This is a genomic window from Rhizobacter sp. P2_D12, assembly GCF_056404395.1.
Window position 1 is genome coordinate 1 of sequence record NZ_JBFUEB010000067.1, and the last position, 16,539, is coordinate 16,539.

The following is a 16,539-nucleotide window of genomic DNA, read 5'->3' on the forward strand; positions in this document are numbered from 1 at the left end:
GCCCCGGCCGTGGGCGCAGTGGCCCCAGCGGCCGCGGCGTCGGCCCCCCCGGCCGCGACCGTGCCGGGCGCCGTCTCGCTGAGCTGGCAGCTGCCGGCGCAGGTCAAGGTGGGCGAGCAGTTCACCGCGGTGCTGCGCCTGTCGAGCCAGGGGCCGCTGCGCGGCTTGCCGCTGCTGCTGGGCTTCGACCCGCAGCTGTTGCAGCTGGTGCAGGCGCAGGAGGGCGACTTCTTCAAGCAGGCCGGCGGCACGACGCTGTTCAACCAGCGCTCCGACCCGGCCCAGGGCAAGCTCTTCGTCTCGATGGTGCGGCAGAACCCGTCCGGCAGCGACGCCGGCGTGAACGGCTCGGGCAACGTGCTGCTGGTGTCGTTCAAGGCACTGAAGGCGGGCAGCGGCAAGCTGCAACTGCTGTCGGCGACGCCCGAGCCGGCGCCGGCGATGCCGCTGGCGCTGCCGCCCGAGCAACTGGTGAAGGTGCTGCCGTGAACCTGCGCAGGCGCGCCGCCGGCTTCACCTTCATCGAGCTGATGATGACGCTGGCCATCATGGGCGTGCTCGTGATGGTGGCCGTGCCGATGGCGCAGGTGGCGGTGCAGCGCCAGAAGGAGCGCGAGCTGCGCAGTGCGCTGCTGCAGATCCGCGAGGCGCTGGACGCCTACAAGCGCGCATCCGACCAGGGCCGGCTGGTGCAGAAGCTGGGCGAGAGCGGCTACCCGAAGACGCTGGACGACCTGGTCGACGGCGTGCCCGACCAGCGCAGCCCGACCAAGCGGAACATCTACTTCCTGCGCGCGCTGCCGCGCGACCCGATGGCGGGCGACGAGACGCTGAAGCCGGCCGAGACCTGGGCGTTGCGCAGCTACGCCTCGCCGCCCGACGATCCGGCCGAGGGCGAGGACGTGTTCGACGTGCATTCGAAATCGAGCCGGCAGGGCCTGAACGGCGTGCCGTACCAGCAATGGTGAAGCGCATGCATCCCGGGCGGCGGCGCGGCTTCACGCTGATCGAGATGCTGGTCGTGATGGCCATCGTGGCGCTGCTGCTGGCGATCGCGCTGCCGCGCTACTTCGGCTCGCTCGACAAGTCGAAGGACGTGGTGCTGAAGGAGAACCTGCAGGTGCTGCGCAGCACGCTCGACAAGTACTACGCCGACAAGGGCCGCTACCCCGAGACGCTGCAGGACCTGGTCGACCAGAAGTACCTGCGCGCGGTGCCGATGGACCCGGTGACCGAATCGGACCGCAGCTGGATCCTGGTGCCGCCCAAGGACAGCGAGCAGACCGGCATCGCCGACGTGAAGAGCGGTGCGACCGGTGCGGCGCACGACGGGAAGCCGTATGAGACGCTGTAGCCCGCACCGCGGCTTTGCCTACCTGTGGGTTCTGCTGGTGGTGGCCTTCATGGGCATCGGGCTGGCCGCCGCGAGCGAGGTCTACAGCACCGCGGTGCAGCGCGACAAGGAGCGCGAGCTGCTCGGCATCGGCCAGCAGTTCCGGCGCGCGATCGGCCGCTACCACGAGACGCAGCTCGGCGGCGGGCGGCGCGAGTACCCTGCCGAGCTCGACGACCTGCTGCGTGACAAGCGCAGCCCGGGCCTGCGCCGCTACCTGCGCCAGGTGTTCGTCGACCCGATGACCGGCAAGGCGGAATGGGGGCTGATGCGCGTCGGCGGGCGCATCGTCGGCGTGTATTCGCTGTCGGGCCGGCAGCCGATCAAGCAGGACCAGTTCGAGGCGGATGACATGGCGTTTCGCGGCAAGCAGAAGTACAGCGACTGGGTGTTCACCTACCCGCCCGACCTGCTGCTGCGCGGCGACGCCGCGGCGGGCGTGCCGGCCGCTGCGGCAAGTGCAGCGAATGCGGCATCGGCACCCTTCCTCGGGGCGAGTGCGCCATGACGCGCCGGCCCGCATGGATCGCGAGCGCGCTGCTGCTGGCGATGGCGCCGGCCGGGTCACAGACGCTGCGCCCGGGCTCGGCCTTGCCCGACGCGCTGAAGGACGTCAAGCCGTCCACCGGCATCTGCCGCCGCGACGACTTCACCGCGCCCGGCAGTGCCGCCTTGCGCGGCGCCGCCGAGCCCCGGCCCGACCTGGCGTGCCGGCTTGGCGTCGACCAATGGGCGCGCCTGGCCGGCGAGCCGCAGACCACGCTGGTCGACGTGCGCAGTGCGCCCGAGCGCGAGCTCGCGACCCTCGACGGTGCGCTGCCGCTGACCGCGGCGCAGCTGGCGGGCAAGCCCTTCCTGAAGGACAAGACGCTGGTGCTGCTGGGCAATGGCAAGGCCGAGCGCGAGCTGTATGTCGCGTGCTCCACCCTGAAGGCGCAGGGCTTCCGCGACGTGCGCGTGCTGCAGGGCGGCATGCCGGCCTGGCTGGCGTCCGGCCGGCCGGTGCTGTCGCGCAACGCGCTGGCCAACGAGGTGCCGCACCTGAGCGCGCCGGAACTCTGGCTGGAGAGCCACTTCGATGCCAACCTGGTGCTGGCGGTGCCGGGCCAGGCGCGCGTGCAGGCCGCGTTGCCGCAGGCGCGCGTGATCGCCAACGCGGGGCTGCCGGCGATCCAGTCGGCGCTGGCGGCACAGCGCAAGGCGACGAAGAACCGCGCCGTCGCGGCCGTGGTGCTGGTGGTGGCGCCGGAGATGCCGGCCGCCGACCTGCTGGCCTTGCGCAGCGCGCTCGCGCCGTTGCCGCTGCTGGTGTATGCCGACGGGGCCGATGCCTATGCCAGGCAGATGAAGCAGCAGCAGCAGGTGTGGACGGCGCAGGCGCGCGGGCCGAAGCAACCGGCGTGCGGCCTGTGATGGCCTCGCGCCGGAGCGTGCTGGGGGCAGGCGCCGCGTGGCTGGCGGCGGTGTCGTCGCTGCCTGCCGGCGCTGCCGAGGCCGGGCTCGAGCGCCAGCTGCGCTTCTCGATCACGCTGACCAACCCGACCGGCGAGACGCTGCCGGACCAGGTGCTGTGGTTGTATGCGCCGCTGGCCGACGGCCCGGCGCAGACGCTGCTGCGCGTGAATTGCGCGCTGCCGCACACGCTGAACCCCGACCCGCTGGGCCATGCGGTGCTGCAGCTGCCGCTGCCGCCGATGGCGCCGTGGGGCACCAAGGTGGTGGCGCTGGGCTTCGACGTCGCGATGCGCCGCGCGCCCTTGCCGTCGGCGCTGGACGATCCGCGCCCGTGGCTGAAGCCGGAGCGCTACATCGAGGTCGACGATGCGCGCATCCGCGACGCCGCCGCGGCGCTGAAGCGCGCCACCGCCACCGAGACCGCGCAGGCGATCTACGAATCGGTGCGCACCCGGCTGCAGTACGCCGGCTACGTCGCCGACGACCTGGGCGCGCTGCAGGCCTTGCGCCAGGGGCGCGGCGACTGCACCGAGTACGCTTTCCTCGCGGTGGCGCTGGCACGTGCCAATGGCATCGCGGCGCGCATGGTGGGCGGCTACGTGACCGAAGGCAGCGCGGCACCGCGCGCCGAGGACTATCACAACTGGGCCGAGCTCTACCTCGACGGCGCCTGGCGCCTGCTCGATGCGCAGAAGGAGCACTGGCTTGCGCCGGCCGAGCAGTACGTGGCCTTCCGCCTGTACCGCGACGCGGCGGTCAACCCGATCGGCCTGGCGCACCGCTTCCGGATGGATGGCCGTTTGCGTGTCCGGATGTAAAGCCGGGGCCGCGATGGCGCGCGGCGGTCGTCGGATGTCGTGCCGGCCGCGTTGTGAAGGGCACATGCCGACCAACCAGGACGAAACCGCCATGAAAGCTGTCTTGAAGCTCTTCCTCGCGCTGTGTGCCGTTGCCGGCGCCGGCGCCGCATCGGCCGAGGCCACCTTCTACGAACACGACAACTTCAATGGCCGCAGCTTCAGTGCGCGCGACGCGGCGCCCGATTTCCGGCGCATCGGCTTCAACGACCGCGTGTCGTCGGTGGTGGTGCGAGGCGAGCCCTGGGAGGTCTGCGAGCACATCGAGTTCGGCGGCCAGTGCTTCATCCTGAGCCCCGGCAGCTATCCGTCGCTCGGCTCGATGCGCATGAACGACAGGTTGTCGTCGGCGCGCCCGGTCGAGCGCGACCGCCGCCATGAGCCGGATCGCTATGCGCCGGCGCCGATGGACGGGCAGATCACCTTTTTCGAGCGCGAGGGCTTCCAGGGCCGCGCCTTCAGCACCGAGCGCGACGTCGTCAACTTCGACCGCTTCGGCTTCAACGACCGCGCGTCGTCGGTGATCGTGCTCGGCCAGCGCTGGGAGGCCTGCGAGCATGCCGACTTCAGCGGCCGCTGCGTGATCCTGCGCCCGGGCCGCTACCCGGACCTGCGCTCGATGGGGCTGAACGACCGGCTGTCGTCGGTGCGCGCGCTGCACCCGGCGGCGCGCTATGACGAAGGCCGCTACGCGCCGCCGCCGGCCCCGGTGTACGACTGGCGCCGCCGCCCGCAGGAGCGCATCTACGAGGTGCCGGTGATGGCGGTGCACGCGGTCTACGCGGCGCCGACGCAGCGCTGCTGGGTCGAGCGCGAGCAGGTGGTGAAGAACGAGCGTGGCGACCCGAACGTCGGCGGCGCGGTGCTCGGCGGCATCGTCGGCGGCATCCTCGGGCACCAGGTGGGGGGTGGCTCGGGGCGCGACCTCGCGACCGTCGGCGGCGCGGTGGCCGGTGCGGTGATCGGTGCCAACGTCGGCCGCGACGGCCGCACGGTGGCGACGCAGGACGTGCAGCGCTGCGCCGCGGTGCCGGCGCAGGGGCGCCCCGAGTACTGGGACGTGGCCTACCAGTTCCGCGGCGTCGAGCACCACGTGCAGATGACCGCGCCGCCGGGACGCACCGTGGTCGTCAACGACAACGGCGAACCGCGGCTGTGAACGGGCGGTAGGAATCTCTTACACGATGGACGCGCTGCGCGCGTCCATCGCCGCATGGCATGTCATCCATCGCGCAGGCCGAGGGGATCCGGCAGGATGCGTCAGCTTTCCTGTCGAAAGCCCATCCGTGACAAAGGCACGGTTTCTGCGTCATCCGGCTGAACCCCTTTCAACGGATGCCGATGAATTCGAACCTGCAACGACGCCTGGGCCTGCTGGCCCTGGGTTTCACGGCCCTGCTGGCGGCCTGCGGCAGCGGTGGCGACGACAACGCATCGCCGTCGCCAACGGGTTCCAACCCGCCTGCGCCTGCGCCGGCCCCAGCTCCGGCCCCCAGTCCCGCGCCGGCACCTGCACCGGCACCTGCGCCGAGCCCGGCACCGTCTCCAGCGCCGAGCCCTGCACCTGCACCGAGCCCTGCACCGGCTCCAGCTCCTGCGCCGGCCCCGGCTCCCGGGCCGGTGCCCGACACCGGCGCGACGCCGGACCTCGGCCCGAACGTGCTGGTGTTCGACCCTGCCATGTCGCAGGCCACCGTGCAGGCCAAGGTCGACGCGGTCTTCCAGACCCAGGAGCGCAACCAGTTCGGTCCCGAACGCTATGCACTGGCCTTCAAGCCGGGCAGCTACAAGGTCAACGTGCGGGTCGGCTTCTACACGCACGTGCTGGGGCTGGGCAACTCGCCCGACGACGTCGCGATCAATGGCCGGGTGCAGGTGGATGCCGGCTGGTTCGACGGCAATGCGACGCAGAACTTCTGGCGCGGCGCCGAGAACCTGGCCGTGACGCCGCCGGCCGGTGAATCGCTGCTGTGGGCGGTGGCGCAGGCCACGCCGTTCCGCCGCATGCACGTGAAGGGCAACATGACGCTCGACCCGGGCGGCGGCTGGTCCAGCGGTGGTTTCATCGCCGACAGCAAGATCGACGGCCAGGTGGGCTCGGGCAGCCAGCAGCAGTGGTTCACGCGCAATGCGAGCCTGGGCTCGTGGAGCGGCGGCGTGTGGAACATGGTGTTCGTCGGCACCGAGAACGCGCCGGCGGGCAACGCCTGGCCGAACCCGCCGCACACGACGGTGGCGCAGACGCCGCTGGTGCGCGAGAAACCGTACCTCACGGTGGATGGCAACGGCCGCTACAGCGTGCTGGTGCCGGCGCTGCGCAGCGACAGCCGCGGCACCAGCTGGGGCGGCGCCAGCGTGGTGCCGGCGCAGAGCCTCTCGATCGCGGACTTCTACGTCGCGAAGCCGTCCGACGGCACCGCGACGCTGAACGCCGCGCTGGCCGGCGGCAAGCACCTGCTGTTCACGCCGGGCGTCTACCATCTGAAGGAGACGCTGAAGGTGACGCGGGCCAACACGGTGGTGCTGGGGCTGGGTCTGGCGACGCTGATCCCGGACAACGGCGTGACGGCGATGCAGGTGGCCGACGTCGATGGCGTGAAGATCGCGGGGCTGTTGTTCGATGCGGGCACGGTAAGTTCGCCGGCGCTGCTGCAGGTGGGGCCGACGGGCGGCGCGGCCGACCATGGGCTGAACCCGACCTCGCTGCACGACCTGTTCTTCCGCGTGGGCGGGGCCGGGCCGGGCAAGGCCGACACCAGCCTGGTGATCAACAGCCGGCAGGTGCTGGGCGACCACTTCTGGGTCTGGCGCGCCGACCATGGCGAGGGCGTGGGCTGGGACGTCAACACGACGCGCAATGGCGTGGTCGTGAACGGCGCGGACGTCACGCTGTACGGCCTGTTCGTCGAGCATTTCCACCAGTACCAGACGGTGTGGAACGGCAATGGCGGGCGGCTGTACTTCTACCAGAGCGAGATCCCGTACGACGTGCCGAACCAGGCGAGCTGGATGAACGGCGCAGCCAACGGGTATGCGTCGTACAAGGTGGGCAGCCAGGTGACCAACCATGTCGCGACCGGGCTGGGCATCTACTGCTTCTTCCAGACCAACCCGCAGGTCAAGCTGGGCAGCGCGATCGAGGCGCCGGCGGCGGCGGGCGTGCAGTTCACGCGCATGGCGACGGTGTCGCTGGGGGGCAAGGGCGAGATCACGCACGTGATCAACGACCGGGGAGCGACGGTGAAGGACGGCGCCAACAACGCATATCTCGCCCAGTAGCCCGGATGCCAATCCGGGTGGGCCTTCGCCATTCGCCCGGCGGTTCGGCTCAGGCCTTGAACGTCACCCACGGGCGCAGTCGCGCGAGCGGCCGGATCAACCCGGCCTGCTGCTGCGCGTCGATCACCGGGCCGATCGGCTTGTAGGCTTCGGGAGCCTCCTCGATGCGCCGCTCTTCGCGCAAGGTCACGCACTGCCACTCGGTGGCCATCGCGTCGACCGGCTTGAGCCCGCGTGCTTCCTGGCGCCGCATCCGTCGACCCGCTCCATATCCGGGTGGAAGTCCGGCGTGGCGCAGGCTCACAAGAAGGCAGTAGACTCGATGCGTCGCAATTGCAACGCAATCATGAAGCCCGCAACACTCCCATCCCTTCGCGTCGATGCCGAACTGCGAGAGGCCGCAGAAAGCGTTCTTCGCGAGGGCGAAACGCTGAGCAGCCTGATCGAGACGGCGGTTCGGGACACCATCCAGCGTCGCCGCGTGCAGGACGAGTTCATTGCCCGCGGATTGCGCTCCGCGGAAGAGGCGCGGCGAACCGGGGTCTATCACTCAGCCGCTGATGTGCACGATGAACTTCAGCGCAGGCTGGACGACAGACGCAAACGCGTGCTTGGATGAATGGGGGCTTCACGGTCCGGTACACGGATGCGGCCCGCAACGATCTTGTCGAACTCTTCGATTTCCTGCTGGGGGCAGCAGAATCGATCGAGGACTTCGATCACGCGCAACTCGCCATCGACACCCTTCGGGATGAGATCGAGCAGCGCCTGGCTCGAGCGCCCTTTCTTTACCGCAAGTCGTCCGCAGGCAGTGCGTTTCAGAGGGAACTGATCATTCCGTTTCGCGGCAGAGGCTATGTTGCGCTGTACGACATCGAGAATGCCGAGACGGTCACCATCCTGGCGGTCAGGCATCAGCGCGAGGATGACTACCATTGAATTGACATAGCCCGGATTGGCATCCGGGCTACTTGCCTGCCCCGGCTGCGCCGTGGAAGCAGAAATCCACCAGCGGCCCGATCAGCGCCGTCGCGTCCACCTTGTGCCCGCGCCTGGCCACGCCGGCCGCCTGCGCCGCCATCCCCAGCGGGTGCAGCAGGGATTCGGTGATGCTGCCGAACACGCAGGCCGCTGCCACCCGCGCATCGGCCACGCGCAGCTCGCCGCTGGCCCGGCCGTCCTCCAGGATCTGCTGGAACAGCGCGATGAAGTCGGCATGGAACTGCAGCCGCAACTGCTCCACCTCGTTGTCGGTCGGCTCCAGCACCAGCGCATACGACATCCGCCCGCCGTTCAGCGCGCGCTGCGCAAAGGTGCCGATGGCCGTGGCCAGCCGCTCGCGCGCCGGGCGCGGCTGCGCGGCGATCTCGGCCGTCACCTGCAGCTCGCGGCCGGCCTGCGTGCGGTACAGCTCCAGCAGCAGCTGCGTCTTCGACGGGAAATGCAGGTACAGCGCCCCGGTCGACAGCCCGGCCAGCGCCGCCACCGCCGACATCTGCACGTCGCGCCAGCCGCCCTGCGCCAGCAGCGTCAGCGCGGCGTCGATGAAGCGGTCGCGTGCCTCGGCACGCTTGCTCTCCACATAGGGGGTGCGCTGATAGGCCATGAGGCTTGAAGGATGGGTTGGCGTCGCCTAAGCTCTGAATCCTGATTCATTCCATGAATCCGGGTTCAATCTTTCTCCGCCGATGCGCTGCTGTCAATGAGTCCGATCCCTGCCTGTGCCCGCCTGAGCCTGCTCACCCAGGACGCCGCGGCCGACGCGCACGAGCACGTCCGCGTCGTCTGGGGCGTGCAGGGGCGGGTCGAGCTGATGCTGAAGGGCCGGCGCCACGCGTTGCAACCCGGGCGCGTGCTGGTGATCCCACCGGGCGAGCGGCACAGCTGCTCGGTGCGCGCCGGTGCCACCGGCCTGGTGCTCAGCTCGAACGAAGCGGCTCACCGTGCCGCGCTTGCGCCGCTGGCCGGCCGCGTGCGCGCGGTGCACCCGTCCACCTCGCACCTGATGCGCTTCCTGGCGAGCCAGCGCCAGGCGCCCGACGACAGCGCGCACGCGGCGACCATCGAGCTGCTGGTGGCGAGCCTGGCCGACAGCACGCCGCTGGCCGGGCCGCGGCTGCGCCGCAACATCGACTGGCCGGCGCTGGAGCGCTGGATCGATGCGCGGCTGGCCGAGCCGCTGGCCGTCGCCGACCTGGCCACGCAGGTGCACCTGAGCGCACCGCAGTTCGCGCTGCGCTGCCGCGCCGAGCTCGGCTTCAGCGCGATGGCGCTGGTGCGGCGGCGCCGGCTCGCGGCTGCGCGGCGCTGTCTCGACGCAGGCATGCCGGTCTGGCAAGCCGCGCTCGACTGCGGCTACCAGTCGCCGTCCGCATTGACGGCCGCGCTGCGGCGCGAACCCGCTCCGGCCTGAACACCCCGGCCTGAACAATTGCAACATCGCTGCGCGACGATGCAACGTCGGCGCGCGACGAGTCCGGCAAGGGGCTCCTCCTACGCTGTGCGACATGTCCCGACCGGGGCTGTCAACCGCCAAGAGGAAGCTCGATGAACACCTTGCTGAAGAGACTGCTGACCACCTGTGCCACCTTCGTCGCTGCGCTCGGTGCCGGCACCAGCGGCGCCGCGATCCCGAACGAACAGTTCTTTCCGGTGCTGGTGTTCCGCACCGGCGCCTACGCGCCGAATGGCGTGCCGTGGGCGAACGGTTTCGTCGATTACCTGAACCTCGTCAACGAGCGCGACGGCGGCATCGGCGGGGTGCGCATCACCTACGAAGAATGCGAGACCGGCTACTCCACCGACCGCGGCGTCGAATGCTACGAGCGCCTGAAGGGCAAGGGCCCGACCGGCGCGACCAGCTTCAACCCGCTGTCCACCGGCATCACCTTCGCGCTCGGCGACAAGGTGGCGGCCGACCGGATCCCGCTGATCACGATGGGCTACGGCCGCTCCGAATCGACCGACGGCAGCGTCTTCAAGTGGAACTTCCCGCTGCTCGGCACCTACTGGGACGCCGCCGACATGCTGGTGCAGCACGTCGCGGCGCGCGAAGGCGGCGCGGCGAAGCTGAAAGGCAAGAAGATCGCGCTGCTGTACCACGACTCGCCCTATGGCAAGGAGCCGATCCCGGTGCTGCAGGAGCTGTCGCGCCGGCTCGGCTTCGAGTTCAGCGCGATCCCGGTGGTGCACCCCGGCGTCGAGCAGAAGGCGGCCTGGCTGCAGATCCGCCAGACGCGGCCCGACTACGTCTTCGTCTGGGGCTGGGGCGTGATGAACTCGACCGCCATCAACGAGGCCATCGCGGTGAGCTACCCGCGGCTGCAGATGTACGGCGTCTGGTGGGCCGGCGCCGAGCCCGACGTGCTGCCGTCGCAGCGTGCCGCCAAGGGCTACAACGCGCTGACGCTGCAGCACAGCGCCGACCAGCGGCGCGTGCACGACGACATCCGCAAGTTCGTCTACGGCCGCGGCAAGGGGGCCGGCGAGGTCGCCGGGGTCGGGCAGGTGCTCTACAACCGCGGCTTGCTGAACGCCTTGCTGGTGGTCGAGGCGGTGCGCGCCGCGCAGGCCCGCTACGGACGCCAGCCGCTCACCGGCGAGCAGGTGCGCTGGGGCGTCGAGCACCTGGCGATCGACAGTGCGCGCATCCAGGCGCTCGGCATCGACGGCATGCTGCAGCCGCTGCGCACCTCGTGCAGCGACCATGAAGGCGCGCACAAGGCCCGCATCCACACCTGGGACGGCGGGCAGTGGAACTACACCTCCGACTGGTACGAGTCGAACAGCGCGCTGCTGCGCCCGATGATGGACGCGGCGGCGAAGAAGTACGCGGCCGACAAGGGCCTCGCGGTGCGCGATTGCAGCCAGGAGGGCTGAACGATGCCTGCCATCATCAAGCCGCTCGCGTTGGCGCTGCTGGCCGGGCTGCCGCTGTTCGGCACCGCGGGCCAGCGGGACGAACTGCGGGTCGCGTTCGGCGACTACACGCTGAGCCGGCGCGAGGTCATCGCGACCGGCCAGGGCGACGGCGAGTCGATCGCGGTGGTCGAGAGCCTGGCCCGCCTGCGCATCGACGGCGGCGCCGGGCCGTTCCGCCGCGCGAGCGGGCGCTGCGTCAGCCTGCGCGGCGCCGGCGTCGTGAGCCGCCGCACCTGCGTGCTGGTGGACGCGGCGGGCGACCGCTTCGTGTTCGAGACGCCGGCCGGCGAAGCCGATGCCGAAGGCTATGGCGTGCGGCGCAGCCGGCTCGTCGGCGGCAGCGGCAAGTACGCCGGGCTGATCGGCGAGGTGCTCAGCTACCCGGTGTCGACGCGCGACGGCATCGGCTCGTCGGGGCGCGTGGAGATCCGCTACCGCGGCGCCGCGGCGCAGGGGCGGTCATGAGCCCGCCGGGCTGCCCCAAGGGCGAATACCGCAGTGCGCAGCACGAAGGTACTCCAGTGAGCGTTCCGCCGATCGACCGCGACGCGCTCGCCCGCGTGCTGGACGATGCCGCGCTGCCGGCCGGCTACCGCTTCGAGCTGCTGCAGCGCGACGACATCGGCACGCTGGCCGCGCACGTCGACCGCTGGTACCCCGACGTCGGCATCGGTGCCGCGAGCGGCTTCCTGCAGCGCGGCTTCTACGAGCGCGAGGTGCTGCTGCCCGGTGCGGCGCAACGCAACTTCATCGTCGTCGTGGTGAAGTGCGGCGACGCCATCGCCGGCATGATCGCCTGCGAACGCGAGCCCGAGGCCCAGGCGCTGTACGGCCGGCTGGCCGTCGTCGCGCCCGGGCACCGGGGCGCCGGCCTCGGCCAGCACGCCATCGCGGCGGTCGAGCGGGTCGGCCGCGCGCTCGGCATGGGGCTGGTCTACGGCATGGCGACGCTGAAGATCCCGCACACGCAACAGGCCTTCGAGCGCCTGGGCTGGCAGCTGATCGGCATCGTGCCCGGCTACGACCGCGAGCTGATCGCCGGCCGGGCGCGCCGCGTCTACGAGGCGGTGTACGCGAAGCTGCTGGCCGCCGGGCACGAACTGCTGGCACCCGACCCGCGGCAGATGACGCCGCGCACGCGCGAGCTGTTCGAGCTGTTGTTCGCCACGCCGCAGCCGCGTGCGTCAGAATCCGCCCCAAGGCAGCCCGGACTGCAATGGGAGACGACGCGATGCGTTTCGGACGCGCAATGCTCGACCACTGGCCCCTCGATCCCGAGGCCGTGTACCTGAACCACGGCACGGTCGGGGTCACGCCGCGCCGCGTGCTCGATGCGCAGCAGGCGCTGCGGCTGCAGATCGAGCGCCACCCGGCGCGCTTCATGTTCCGCGAACTGATGAGCCTCGAGCCGCAGCCGCCCGCCACGCCGACGCGGCTGCGCACGGCCGCCGAACGCGTCGGCGCCTTCGTCGGGGCGAGCGCCGACGACCTGGTCTTCGTCGACAACGCCAGCACCGGCGTCAGCGCGGTGCTGCGCTCGCTGCCGCTGGGCCCGGGCGACGAGATCCTGCTGTTCGACCACGCCTATGGCGCGGTGTCGCGTGCCGCCGGCTTCGTCGCGCGCGAGCGCGGCGCCCGCGTCGTCACGCTGGCGCTGCCCTTCCCGCCGGCCGACGACGCGGCCAGCCTGCAGTTGCTTGAGGCCGCGCTGACGCCACGCRCGCGCCTCGTCATCGCCGACCACATCACCTCCGACAGCGCGCTGGTGCTGCCGCTCGCGCGCATGGCGGCGCTGTGCCGCTCGCGCGGCGTGCCGGTGCTGGCCGACGGCGCCCACGCGCCCGGCGCGCTGGCCCTCGACATCGCATCGCTGGGCGTCGACTGGTACGTGGCCAACCTGCACAAGTGGGCCTTCGCGCCGCGCAGCTGCGGGCTGCTGTGGGCCGCGCCGGAGCGCCACGAGGGGCTGCACCCGGCGGTGATCTCGTGGGGCCTGGACGTCGGATGGCAACAGGAGTTCGCCTGGACCGGCACGCGCGACCCGACGCCGATGCTGTGCGCGCCCGACGGCATCGCCTTCATCACCGACGTGCTCGGCGAACAGGCGATGCGCGACTACAAGCACGCGCTGGTGTGGCGGGCCGCGCAGCGCCTGGCCGCGCGCTGGCAGCTCGCGTGGACGACGCCCGAGGCCATGGTCGAGTGCATGGCCACCGTGCCGCTGCCGCTGCGCCTGGCCGGCGATGCGGCCGCCGCCGCGCGCCTGCGCGACTGGTTGCTGGCCGAGCACCGCATCGAGGTGCCGATCGTCGCGCGCAACGGCCGGCTGTGGGTGCGCATCTCGGCCCAGGTCTACAACGACGACGACGACATCGAACGGCTGGCGCGCGCGATCGATGCGAGCGCACAGGCCTGAGAGGCTGGCGCGACATCTGCTTCAGCGTTGCAAACCATCCAGGGAGGTTCCATGGCGGACGTGACTTATTTCACGGGCATGAGCGATGTCTGACAGGCAACTGGCGGGGACGGGGTGCACTCGGATCAAATGCACGCCCACGCCGGACTCGCAGCGATGATCCTTCCGACCATGACGACGCCCCGCGCTCCCCACAACCCGGACTTCGGACCGACCACGCAGTTCGACACCGTTCCGGCCAGCGACGTGCTGCTGGCGGGCGCGCGCGTCGGCGGCTTCCGCATCGTCGAGCTGCTCGGCCGCGGCGACTCCGGCGTCGTCTACCTCGCGCTCGATTCGTCGCTGCAGCGGCAGGTGGCGATCAAGGAATATTTCCCGGCCTCGCTGGCGCAGCGCGGCGACGACATGCAGGTGGTGCCGCGCCGCAGCGGCGGGCAGGCCACGTTCGAGGCCGGCCGCCAGGCCTTCCTGCAGCGCGCCAAGCTGTTTGCGCGCTTCGACCATCCGGCGCTGGTGCGGGTGCAGAGCTTCTGGGAAGAGAACGGCACCGCCTACCTGTCGATGAACTTCGTGCCGGGGCCGAACCTCGCCTCGGCGCTGAAAGGCCTGCCGCGCGCGCCCGACGAGGCCTGGCTGCGCGCGATGCTGACGCCGGTGCTCGATGCGGTCGACCTGCTGCACGTGGCGCAGTGCCACCACGGCGGCATCTCGACCGAGGCGATCGTCGTGCGCAGCGTCGGCGTGCCGGTGCTGCTGGGCAGCGCGCCGCCGGCCTCCGACGAGAAACCGCTGGCGCCGCCCGGTGCCTGGACCGACCTGCGCGCGCTGGCCAGCCTGCTGCATGCGGCCGTCACCGGCCAGGCGGCGCTCGGCGCGGCGGTGCCGCGCGTGCACCGCCCGCTGACCGGGCTGCCTTATTCGCCGCGCTTCCTGGCCGGCATCGACCGCGCACTGTCGGTGGACCCGCGGCAGCGCCTGCGCAGCGTCGGCGAATTCCGGCGCTGCCTCGGCTGGGTGGATGCGGCACCGGCCGCGGCGCCTGCCAGCGCGACGCGGCCGGCCGCCGCGCCTGCCGCGAGCTACGCCGATCGCCCGCAGCAGCCGCCGCAACAGCAGCCGGGTCCGCAGCGCCTGCCGATGGTGCCGCGGCCCAACGGCCGCAGCGAACCGGGCTTCGGCGACTCGCGTTTCCAGTCGCGCTTCGATTTCGAGCCGCTACCGGCCCCGCCACCGCCGCGGCGCACCGGCCTGTGGCTGGTGCTGCTGTGTGCCGGCGCGCTGGCGGCCGGGGCCGTGTGGCTGCAGGTGAGCAAGACGCGCGCGCCCAAGCCCGTGGCCAGCGTTCCGCTGGCATCGATGCCTGCGCCGGTGCAGGCGGTGCTGCCGGTGGCCGACACGGCCCGCCTGGCGGACCCTGCCGACACGGCGGCATCGGGCGCGGCCGAGCCTGACGTGGCGGCGCCCGTGCCGGCCGCCGTGCCGGTGGAGGCCGCACCAGCGCCGCCGCCCACGGTGCAGGTCGGTGCCGCCGCAGAAGCGGGTACACCGTCCATCGTGGCGGGTGCCACCAGCCCGCGCGCCGCCTGCGGCACGCGCGTGAACTTCGCGCTGCTGTACTGCATGCAGACGCAATGCGCCCGGCCACAGTTCGCGCACCACGCGCAGTGCACCGAACTGAAGCGCAAGGGCGACGTTCCTTAAGCCCCGCGGAACGCCGACACGGCTGGCGTTACTCAGCGCCTGCACGAACTGCAGGGGCCAGGATGAAGCGCTTTCGACAGCACGAACCGGTAACGCCGCCACGCGACGCCGGCAGCGAAGACCACGGACGCAGCGGCACGAGGCGACCGCACCGCTTCGCACGCAGGACGAAGCCGCCGCTCGCCGCACCCACCCCGCCGTCGGCGCCGCCCCCGGCCGTCGGGATCGAGATCGCGTTGCGCGCGGTCTTCGAGGAGGTGTTGGCCCGGTGGAAGGTGGTCTCCGCCGACACCGGCGAGTCGCTGGGCGAATACGTGCGGCGCTGCGCGTTGTCCAAGGAGCCGCCGCCGCGCAACTGAAGCCGGTGACACGAGGCGGGCAAACCCGGATGGGCGCTCTATGGTAAATCGATACAGTAAATCGATACACAATGGCCACTGTTTTCATTTCTCACCCGAGCGACAAGCTCGACACCTACTTCGGCGGTTTGGCCGCTGCCGCGCTGCAATGCTTCGCCGAGATCCGGCTGAATCCTCATGCGCGCGATCTCTCGACGGCCGAACTCATCGTCGCCGCACAAGGCTGCGATGCCTTGATCGCCTACCGGCAGACACCGGCTCCGCAAGCGCTGTTCACCGCATTGCCCGACCTGGTCGTCTTGCTGCGCTGCGCGGTCGACATCCGCACCATCGACGTCGAGGCGGCCAGCGCACATGGCGTGCTGGTCACGCGGGCGAGTGCCGGCTACGGCCCTGCGGTGAGCGAATGGGTGCTCGGGGCGATGATCGACCTGGCGCGCGGCATCACGTTGCAGGCGAGTGCCTATCGCGGTGGCGAAGTTCCGATGCCGGCCATCGGGCGCGAGCTGCGCTACGCCACGCTGGGCATCATCGGCTTCGGCCTGATCGGACAGGGTGTTGCCGCACTGGCGCTGGCCTTCGGCATGCGGCTGCTGGTCACGACACCGCAGCCGGTGGACGAACACGTCGCAGTGCAGCAGGTGCCCCTCGCGACCTTGCTGGCCCGCTCGGACTTCGTCGTCTGCCTTGCTCCGGCCGATGCGCAGACCGAATCGATGATGAACGCGCAGGCCTTTGCCGCGATGAAGCAGGGCGCGTTCTTCATCAATGCCTCGCGCGGCGAACTGGTCGATGACGCGGCCCTGCTGGCGGCGCTTGACTCGGGCCACCTCGGCGGCTGCGCGCTCGACGTCGGCCGCGGGCCGGACCAGACGCCCGCCGCGGCGCTGGCCCGCCACCCGCGCGTGATCGCCACGGCGCACATCGGTGGCCTGACACGGCCCGCCTGCGAGCACCAGGCGCTGGAGACGGTCGAACAGCTGCGGCAGCTGTTGCACGGCGACCTGCCGCGCGGCGCGGTGAACGCCGCGCAGGCCACGCGCCTGCAGCGCTGGGGCCATGCGGTGGTGCTGCCATGAAACTCGACGGCGCCTGCGATGGCCCTGTGCACGTCTGCGACGACGGCTGCTGGTCGACAACCCGGCCACGCTCTGCGGA

General features: G+C 71.2%; 20 protein-coding genes and 1 pseudogene. 18 read left to right on the forward strand and 3 right to left on the reverse strand.

Annotated elements, in window-relative coordinates:
* From AC1DYN_RS20970 to AC1DYN_RS21000, 7 genes are all read left to right on the forward strand, one after another.
* Positions 1-489 (forward strand): cohesin domain-containing protein (locus AC1DYN_RS20970; RefSeq protein ID WP_477963044.1); only part of this gene is annotated, 489 nt, incomplete at its 5' end.
* Positions 486-968, forward strand: a complete 483-nt coding sequence (locus AC1DYN_RS20975; RefSeq protein ID WP_477963045.1) for a type II secretion system protein — start codon at positions 486-488, stop codon at positions 966-968. The genes AC1DYN_RS20970 and AC1DYN_RS20975, both read left to right, overlap by 4 nt.
* Positions 969-973: 5 nt before the next feature.
* Positions 974-1,354 (forward strand): type II secretion system protein, encoded by a 381-nt coding sequence (locus AC1DYN_RS20980; RefSeq protein WP_477963046.1) that lies wholly within the window; start codon positions 974-976, stop codon positions 1,352-1,354.
* Complete coding sequence (locus AC1DYN_RS20985; protein WP_477963047.1) at positions 1,341-1,901, forward strand: type II secretion system protein; 561 nt, start codon at positions 1,341-1,343, stop codon at positions 1,899-1,901. The genes AC1DYN_RS20980 and AC1DYN_RS20985 overlap by 14 nt, the downstream gene beginning before the upstream one ends.
* A complete protein-coding gene (locus AC1DYN_RS20990) occupies positions 1,898-2,806 on the forward strand; it encodes a rhodanese-like domain-containing protein (protein ID WP_477963048.1) in 909 nt (302 codons plus the stop codon). The genes AC1DYN_RS20985 and AC1DYN_RS20990 overlap by 4 nt, the downstream gene beginning before the upstream one ends.
* Positions 2,806-3,666, forward strand: a complete 861-nt coding sequence (locus AC1DYN_RS20995) for a transglutaminase-like domain-containing protein (RefSeq protein WP_477963049.1) — start codon at positions 2,806-2,808, stop codon at positions 3,664-3,666. The genes AC1DYN_RS20990 and AC1DYN_RS20995 overlap by 1 nt, the downstream gene beginning before the upstream one ends.
* 91 nt (positions 3,667-3,757) lie before the next feature.
* Positions 3,758-4,864, forward strand: coding sequence for a beta/gamma crystallin-related protein (locus AC1DYN_RS21000; RefSeq protein ID WP_477963050.1), 1,107 nt, complete (start codon positions 3,758-3,760; stop codon positions 4,862-4,864).
* A gap of 228 nt (positions 4,865-5,092) precedes the next feature.
* Here the strand turns inward: AC1DYN_RS21000 and AC1DYN_RS21005 are convergent, their stop codons facing one another.
* Positions 5,093-5,287, reverse strand: coding sequence for a hypothetical protein (locus AC1DYN_RS21005; RefSeq protein WP_477963051.1), 195 nt, complete (start codon positions 5,285-5,287; stop codon positions 5,093-5,095).
* A 38-nt stretch (positions 5,288-5,325) separates the two neighbouring features.
* Here AC1DYN_RS21005 and AC1DYN_RS21010 point away from each other — a divergent pair, with 38 nt between their 5' ends.
* Positions 5,326-6,984, forward strand: a complete 1,659-nt coding sequence (locus tag AC1DYN_RS21010; protein WP_477963052.1) for a pectate lyase-like domain-containing protein — start codon at positions 5,326-5,328, stop codon at positions 6,982-6,984.
* 49 nt (positions 6,985-7,033) lie between these two features.
* Here AC1DYN_RS21010 and AC1DYN_RS21015 read toward each other — a convergent pair.
* Positions 7,034-7,255, reverse strand: a pseudogene (locus AC1DYN_RS21015) (RtcB family protein); the annotation flags it as partial.
* Positions 7,256-7,330: 75 nt separating this feature from the next.
* Here AC1DYN_RS21015 and AC1DYN_RS21020 point away from each other — a divergent pair.
* Together AC1DYN_RS21020 and AC1DYN_RS21025 are read left to right on the forward strand one after the other, a co-directional pair.
* The gene (locus AC1DYN_RS21020) at positions 7,331-7,603 is read left to right on the forward strand and encodes a YlcI/YnfO family protein (RefSeq protein ID WP_477963053.1); all 273 of its coding nucleotides are present in this window, start codon (positions 7,331-7,333) and stop codon (positions 7,601-7,603) included.
* Entirely contained in the window at positions 7,600-7,923 is a 324-nt protein-coding gene (locus AC1DYN_RS21025) for a type II toxin-antitoxin system RelE/ParE family toxin (RefSeq protein WP_477963054.1), read from the forward strand. Before AC1DYN_RS21020 ends, AC1DYN_RS21025 begins: the two co-directional genes overlap by 4 nt.
* 28 nt (positions 7,924-7,951) lie before the next feature.
* Here the strand turns inward: AC1DYN_RS21025 and AC1DYN_RS21030 are convergent, their stop codons facing one another.
* On the reverse strand, positions 7,952-8,590 hold the full coding sequence (locus tag AC1DYN_RS21030) for a TetR/AcrR family transcriptional regulator (RefSeq protein WP_477963055.1): 639 nt from the start codon (positions 8,588-8,590) through the stop codon (positions 7,952-7,954).
* Between the two features lie 96 nt (positions 8,591-8,686).
* On the opposite strand from AC1DYN_RS21030, the gene AC1DYN_RS21035 reads away from it, so the two are divergent.
* The 8 genes from AC1DYN_RS21035 (at position 8,687) to AC1DYN_RS21070 (ending at position 16,460) form a co-directional block, all read left to right on the forward strand.
* Positions 8,687-9,397: a helix-turn-helix domain-containing protein gene (locus AC1DYN_RS21035; protein ID WP_477963056.1), complete on the forward strand. Its 711-nt coding sequence runs from the start codon at positions 8,687-8,689 to the stop codon at positions 9,395-9,397.
* 134 nt (positions 9,398-9,531) lie between these two features.
* Entirely contained in the window at positions 9,532-10,863 is a 1,332-nt protein-coding gene (locus AC1DYN_RS21040; protein WP_477963057.1) for an ABC transporter substrate-binding protein, read from the forward strand.
* A gap of 3 nt (positions 10,864-10,866) precedes the next feature.
* Positions 10,867-11,370: a hypothetical protein gene (locus AC1DYN_RS21045; protein ID WP_477963058.1), complete on the forward strand. Its 504-nt coding sequence runs from the start codon at positions 10,867-10,869 to the stop codon at positions 11,368-11,370.
* Entirely contained in the window at positions 11,367-12,197 is an 831-nt protein-coding gene (locus tag AC1DYN_RS21050; RefSeq protein WP_477963059.1) for a GNAT family N-acetyltransferase, read from the forward strand. The genes AC1DYN_RS21045 and AC1DYN_RS21050 overlap by 4 nt, the downstream gene beginning before the upstream one ends.
* Positions 12,155-13,321, forward strand: coding sequence for an aminotransferase class V-fold PLP-dependent enzyme (locus AC1DYN_RS21055; protein ID WP_477963060.1), 1,167 nt, complete (start codon positions 12,155-12,157; stop codon positions 13,319-13,321). Before AC1DYN_RS21050 ends, AC1DYN_RS21055 begins: the two co-directional genes overlap by 43 nt.
* Positions 13,322-13,492: 171 nt before the next feature.
* Positions 13,493-15,022, forward strand: a complete 1,530-nt coding sequence (locus AC1DYN_RS21060; protein ID WP_477963061.1) for a protein kinase domain-containing protein — start codon at positions 13,493-13,495, stop codon at positions 15,020-15,022.
* Between the two features lie 62 nt (positions 15,023-15,084).
* Positions 15,085-15,381 (forward strand): hypothetical protein, encoded by a 297-nt coding sequence (locus AC1DYN_RS21065; RefSeq protein WP_477963062.1) that lies wholly within the window; start codon positions 15,085-15,087, stop codon positions 15,379-15,381.
* A 71-nt stretch (positions 15,382-15,452) separates the two neighbouring features.
* Entirely contained in the window at positions 15,453-16,460 is a 1,008-nt protein-coding gene (locus AC1DYN_RS21070) for an NAD(P)-dependent oxidoreductase (RefSeq protein WP_477963063.1), read from the forward strand.
* The last annotated feature ends 79 nt before the right edge of the window (positions 16,461-16,539 follow it).